3 protein-coding genes are annotated in these 2,310 nt (G+C 71.2%); 1 reads left to right on the top strand and 2 read right to left on the bottom strand.

What is annotated here, in order from left to right:
* On the top strand, window positions 1–391 hold a 391-nt coding region (locus G6019_RS12195; protein ID WP_304506203.1), incomplete at its 5' end, for an NAD(P)-dependent oxidoreductase.
* A gap of 57 nt (window positions 392–448) precedes the next feature.
* Here G6019_RS12195 and G6019_RS12200 read toward each other — a convergent pair.
* Together G6019_RS12200 and G6019_RS12205 are read right to left on the bottom strand one after the other, a co-directional pair.
* A complete protein-coding gene (locus tag G6019_RS12200) occupies window positions 449–850 on the bottom strand; it encodes an SPW repeat protein (RefSeq protein WP_182613303.1) in 402 nt (133 codons plus the stop codon).
* 228 nt (window positions 851–1,078) lie between these two features.
* Window positions 1,079–2,113, bottom strand: coding sequence for an aspartate-semialdehyde dehydrogenase (locus G6019_RS12205; RefSeq protein ID WP_182613304.1), 1,035 nt, complete (start codon window positions 2,111–2,113; stop codon window positions 1,079–1,081).
* Window positions 2,114–2,310 lie beyond the last annotated feature (197 nt).

Raw genomic sequence — 2,310 nt, forward strand, 5'->3', positions numbered from 1 at the left:
GGAGGTGCTCGGCCGGGCCGACCACGTGGTGCTGGCCGCGCCCGACACCCCGGAGACCCGTCACCTGATCAACGACCGCACCCTGGCCCTGCTGCGCCCGGACTCCTGGATCGTCAACGTGGCCCGCGGGCCCCTGATCGACCAGGCCGCCCTCTACCGCGCGCTCACCACGGGCCTGATCGGGGGAGCCGCACTCGACGTGACCGATCCCGAACCGCCCGCTCCGGACGACCCGCTGTTCGGCCTCGAGAACGTGGTGATCACCCCCCACGTCGCCAACCCCGCCGGGCGGCTCACCGAGGAGATGGCCGGGCCGCTCGCGGAGAACCTCCGCAGGTTCGGCGACGGCGAGGACCTGCTGTCCGTCGTCGAGTACGGCCGCGGGTACTGACGGCCCGCCGCCCGACGCGTAGCCGGGCAGCGGGCCGTCCAGTGCGGTCGCTCGAGGTCAGAGCCCGCTGGTCGAGTGCGGCTCACGGGCCCTGTCGGGCACGACGTCGTCATCCGTTCGGGTGAGCAGGGCGTACCCGATCACGCCGATACCCACGAGGAGGTGCGGCAGCCAGACGATGAGGTCCTCATCGGCGAACCCGAGGATCCACGGCGACGCCGCGAGGACCAGGCCTACCAGGACGTCCATCCACACATGGACGCGCATGGGGACCAGCTTCATCGGGCTGACGGGGCTCGTCGTGGTCAGCTCGCTCAACAAGATCACCACGCCGATGATGACCGCCGACCACGTGGCCGCCTCGACGTCCGCGAACCCGAAGATCCACGGCGCGATCACCAGGACCGCGCCGACGATCAGGCCGATGATGGTGTGGACCCTGCTGGACAGTACGTGCATGTGTACGTCACCTGTTCCGTCTGGGAGCACGCGGCTCCCGGTTGGTTTCTCGGACCGGGCAAAGGTAGTGGCGGGTGCTCCCCCGGTCCACCGCTCGCCCATGCACACGCACGAGCCGCCGCCCGGTCTGCGTGACCGGGCGGCGGCTCGTCGATGGTGAGGCCGGGGGCGTTGTCGTCGTCGTCCCAGACGGCCGGGCCCGCGGCCGCTAACCCACGCGCCGGGGCGTCACTTCACCAGCAACTCGGCGATCTGGATGGTGTTGAGCGCCGCGCCCTTGCGCAGGTTGTCGCCCGAGACCATGAGGTTGAGCCCGCGGTTGCCCTCGATCGAGAAGTCCTGGCGGATGCGGCCCACCAGCGACTCGTCGATGCCCGCGGCGTCCAGCGGGGTCGGCACGTCCACGACCTTCACGCCCGCGGCCGTGGACAGCAGCTCGCGCGCCTGCTCCGGGGTGATGTCCCGCTCGAACTCGGCGTTGATGCTGAGCGTGTGGCCGGTGAACACGGGTACGCGCACACAGGTCCCGGCGACGCGCAGCTCGGGCAGGCCGAGGATCTTGCGCGACTCGTTGCGCAGCTTCTGCTCCTCGTCGGTCTCCTCGGATCCGTCGTCGACCAGCGCGCCCGCCATCGGCAACACGTTGAACGCGATGGGCGCGGTGTAGGGCCCCGTGTCGTCCACACTCAGCGCCCGCCCGTCGTGAACGAGCTCGTGGCCCGCGCCGATGTTGCCGGTCACCTGATCGTTCAGCGTGTCCACGCCGGCCAGGCCCGAGCCGGACACCGCCTGGTAGGTGGAGACGACGAGCCTCCTCAGCCCGGCGGCGTCGTGGAGCACCTTGAGCACCGGCATCGCGGCCATGGTGGTGCAGTTGGGGTTGGCGATGATGCCCTTGGGCGGGCTCTGCGCGGCCTCGGGGTTGACCTCGGAGACGATCAGCGGGACGTCGGGGTCCTTGCGCCAGGCGCTGGAGTTGTCGACGACGACGGCGCCGGCCGCCGCGAACCGGGGAGCCTGCTCCTTCGACATGGTGCCGCCGGCCGAGAAGAGGGCGATGTCGATGCCCGCGAGCTCCTCGTCGGTGGTCGCGGCGGTGTCCTCGACCACGATGTCCTCGCCCCGGAACGGCAACGTGGTGCCCGCCGACCGTGCGGAGGCGAAGAACCGCACCTCATCGGCCGGGAAATCCCGCTCCTCCAGCAGGGCGCGCATCACGCGTCCCACCTGGCCCGTGGCTCCGACTACGGCGACAGTGGTCATCGAAAAGGTCAACTCCTGGTGTGCTCGGTGGCCTGGGCTCTGCGGTCGGCCGTCCGCGGGCGCGCGCTCCACCCTGCGCTCGGGTCGGCCGATGATCACCCAGTCTACCGGCCCCGGGAAGGCCCTCCGGCGACCCGCGTCACACCGCCCCCGTGCCCGTGCCGCCCGCGCTCCGTTCCGCCGCCCACGGAGGCGAA

Source organism: Dietzia sp. DQ12-76, from assembly GCF_014145045.1.
Lineage (GTDB): Bacteria > Actinomycetota > Actinomycetes > Mycobacteriales > Mycobacteriaceae > Dietzia.

Bases quoted from the DNA above. Each gene is read 5' to 3' on its own strand.
- G6019_RS12200 (WP_182613303.1), bottom strand. From the start codon at position 850: ATGCACGTACTGTCCAGCAGGGTCCACACCATCATCGGCCTGATCGTC.
- G6019_RS12205 (WP_182613304.1), bottom strand. From the start codon at position 2,113: ATGACCACTGTCGCCGTAGTCGGAGCCACGGGCCAGGTGGGACGCGTG.